Origin of the sequence: Nocardia farcinica (assembly GCF_029867845.1) — a bacterium.
Lineage (GTDB): Bacteria > Actinomycetota > Actinomycetes > Mycobacteriales > Mycobacteriaceae > Nocardia > Nocardia farcinica_A.
Map to the genome: position 1 here is coordinate 1 of NZ_JARWRU010000352.1, position 3,958 is coordinate 3,958.

Here is a 3,958-nt window from a genome sequence, read left to right on the forward strand (position 1 = left end):
ACGCCGGGCTCCGGCCTGCGCCGCTCGGCGTGACCGGCGAACTGTACGTCTCCGGTGCGCAATTGGCGCGCGGCTATCACGGCCGCCCCGATCTGACCTGCGCGGCCTTCGTGGCCCACCCGTTCGGCGCGCCGGGGGAGCGGCTCTACCGCACCGGCGACCTGGCCCGGTGGAGCCCGGCCGGGCACCTCGAGTACCGCGGCCGCGGCGACTTCCAGGTGAAGGTGCGCGGCCAGCGGGTGGAGCCGGGCGAGATCGAGTCCGCCCTGCGCGCGCTGCCGGAGGTGTCGCGCGCCGTGGTCGTCGCCACCGGCGGCCGCCTCGTCGCCTACGTCACCTCGGCTCCGGGCGCACACGCGGACGGGCAGGCGCTGCGCAAGCGGCTCTCCCGCGCCCTGCCCTCGCCGTTCGTGCCCGCCGCGGTGCTTGTGCTCGACGCCCTCCCGCTCAACGCCAACGGCAAGGTCGATCGCGCCGCACTGCCCGCGCCGGTCTTCGCGGAGCCCGCCGGGTTCGTCGCGCCCCGCACCGAGCAGGAGACGGCGCTGGCCCGGATCGTGGCCGAGATCGCCGGTGTCGAGCGGGTCAGCGTGACCGCGAACCTGTTCGACCTCGGCGTCGACTCGCTGTCCGCCGCCCGTATCGCCGCGCGGGCAGGCACGGCGCTCGGTGTCGAGGTGGGCATCCGCGACCTGTTCGCCGAACCCACCGTCGCCGGGCTCGCCGAACGGGTCGCCGACCGCACGACCGCCGCCGCGCCACTGGAACCCAGGCAGCGCCCGGCCGCGATCCCGCTGGCGGCCGCCCAGCGGCGCATGTGGTTCCTCAACCAGTACGACACCTCCTCCGCCGCCTACAACATCTGCTTCGCCGCCGCTCTCACCGGTCCGCTCGACCTCGCCGCACTGCGCGCCGCCTTCGCCGATGTGCTGGACAGGCACGAGCCGCTGCGCACCGTCTATCCCGCGATCGACGGAGAACCCCACCAGGTGGTGTGCGAGGTGGCCGCGGTGCGTGACGAACTCGAGCCCGAACCGGTCACCGGGGACGCCGACCTGACCGAACGGGTCCGGCGCGCCGCCGAACTCGGTTTCGACGTGGCCGCCGAGCCGCCCGTGCGTGCCCGCCTGTTCCGCCTCGGCCGAGACGAGCACGTCCTGGTGCTGGTGGTGCACCACATCGCCGCCGACGGCGCCTCGATGCCGGTGCTCGCCCGCGACGTGTTCACCGCCTACACCGCCCGCTCGCGGGGCGCGGCCCCGGACTGGGCGCCGCCCGTCGTGCAGTACGCCGACTACGCGCTGTGGCAGCGCGACCGGCTCGGCGCCGAGGATGACCCGGCCGCCCTGGCCGCCCGCCAGATCGACTATTGGCGCGAGACCCTCTCCGGCGCAACGGAACTGCTCGACCTGCCCACCGACCGTCCGCGCCAGGCCGTGGCCTCCACCGAGGGCGGCAGCGTCGAGTTCACCCTGCCGCCGCGGCTGCACGAGGCGGTCGTGCGGCTGGCGCGCGCGGAGGGCGTCACGGTCTTCACCGTGCTGCACGCGGCGCTGGCGATCCTGCTGTCGCGCACCGCGCACAGCGACGACATCAGCATCGGCACCCCCGTGGCCGGTCGCGGCCACCAGGCCCTCGACGACCTGGTCGGCATGTTCGTCAACACCGTGGTGCTGCGCACCAGGATCGACGAGCGCCGCCCGTTCCGCGAGCTGCTCGCCGCGGTCCGCGACACCGACGTCGAGGCGCTCGCCAACGCCGACGTCCCCTACGAGCGGCTGGTCGACGTCCTCGGCCACGCCCGCACCACCGCCTTCACCCCGCTGTTCCAGGTGATGTTCGGCCTCCAGAACACCGGCGACACCAGGTTCGCGCTGCCCGGCCTCGACGTGCGCACCCTCGACCCCGGCTTCATCCAAGCCAAGACCGACCTCACCGTGGTGCTCGGCGAACGCGCCGACCGGGACGGTCCCGCCGGGATGGACGGCCGGATCGTCTACGCGGGCGCCCTGTTCGACGCCTCGACCGCCGAGGCGCTGGCCCGTCGCTATCTGCGGGTCCTCGAGACGGTCACCGCGGCACCCGAGGCCGAGGTGGGCACGATCGACCTGCTGGACCCCGACGAGGCCGGTCACCTGCTGCCCGCGACCAGTGGCGCCCCGGAACCGGCCCGCCTGCTCGCCGACCTGCTTGCCGACGCGGTGGCCGCGCATCCCGACGCGGTCGCGCTCGTCGACGGCGCCGAAACCCTCACCTACGCCGAACTCGACCGGCGCTGCGGCGCATTGGCCGCCGTGCTGGCCGCGCGCGGTGCGGGACCGGGCACACACGTCGCCCTGGCCGCGCCGCGATCGATCGGCTACCAGGTGGCCATGTGGGCGATCGCCAGGACCGGCGCGGCCTTCGTGCCGCTGGATCTGCGTTTCCCCGCCGAACGGCTGGCGCGCATGATCGCCGACTGCGGCGCCGCGCTCGGCGTCGCGGTCTCCTCGGCGCTGCCCGCCCTCCCCGAGGACACCACCTGGCTGCTGCTCGACGATCCCGCGGCCGTCGAGCCGGGAGCGCGCGAGTCCGGCGGAGCCGCCCCGGGCGCGGCCAGGCCGACGCGGGTGGCCGACCCCGCCTACGTGAGCTACCCCTCCGGCTCGACCGGCACCCCGAAGGGCGTGGTCGTCACCCACGAGGGCCTGGCGAGTTTCGCCGCCGCGCAACGTGATCGCTACCGGGTGGACCACCGGTCGCGCGTCCTGCACGTGGCCTCGCCCGCCTTCGACGCGGTCCTGCTCGAGGCCCTCATGGCGTGCGCCGCGGGCGCGACACTGGTGATCTCACCGCCGGAGGTCTTCGGCGGCGCGGAACTGGCCCGGCTGATCCGCGACCACGAGGTCACCCACGCCTTCCTCACACCGAGCGTGCTGGCCACCCTCGCACCCGCCGACCTCGCCACGGTGCGGGTGCTGGCCGTGGGCGGCGAGATGGTGCCCGCCGAACTGGTCGCGTCCTGGGCGCCGGGCAGGCAGTTGCACAACATCTACGGTCCGACCGAGACCACCATCGTCATCACCATGAGCGAGCCGCTCGACGCGGCCGGACCGATCGACATGGGCGGCCCCATCCGCGGCGCGCGGGCGATGGTCCTTGACGCGCGGCTGCGGCCGGTGCCACCGGGCGTGCCCGGCGAGCTGTACCTGGCGGGCGTCGGCCTGGCCAGGGGATATCTGAACCGGCCCGCGCTGACCGCGGGCGCGTTAGTCGCCGGCCCGTACGGCGAGCCGGGCGCGCGGATGTTCCGCACCGGCGACATAGTGCGCTGGACGCCCCGGCACACCCTCCAGTACGTCGGCCGGGTCGACTTCCAGGTCAAGATCCGCGGCCAGCGCATCGAACTCGGCGAGATCGACGCCGCACTGGTCGCGCTGCCGGAGATCGCCACCGCCGTCACCGTCACCCGACGCGGCCCCGGCGATCGGCTCGTGCCCGCCTCCTATGTGGTCGGCGCGGACGGCGCGCGCGTGGACCCGGACGCGGTGCTGGCCCGCCTCGGCGCGGTGCTGCCCGCCCACATGCTGCCCGCGACGGTCACCGTCCTCGACCGCATGCCGCTGTCGGCCACCGGCAAGGTGGACCGCAAGGCCCTGCCGGAACCCGCCACCGGAACCGACGGCGCCGATGCGGCGGGAGCCCGGCCCGAGACCGCCGTCGAGCGCGCCGTCGCGGCCGCCTTCGCCGACGTCCTCGGCGTGGACACGGTCGACGTGACCGCCTCGTTCTTCGCCCTCGGCGGCGACTCCATCATGTCCATCCAGCTCGCCGCCCGCCTCGCCGCCGCTGGCATCGTCGTGCGGGGCCCCGCCATGTTCGAACGCAAGACCGTACGCGCCCTGGCCCGGGTGGGCGGGTCGGGGCGCCCCAAGGGAACGGGGGGACAGACCGGCGGCGGCGGGGGGGCGGTACCCCC

The 3,958-nt window shown here is 75.0% G+C and carries 1 protein-coding gene; it reads left to right on the forward strand.

Translation table 11 applies throughout. The features are described 5' to 3' along the window. Positions 1–29 precede the first annotated feature (29 nt). On the forward strand, positions 30–3,958 hold a 3,929-nt coding region (locus QH283_RS07575; protein ID WP_280502306.1), incomplete at its 3' end, for an amino acid adenylation domain-containing protein.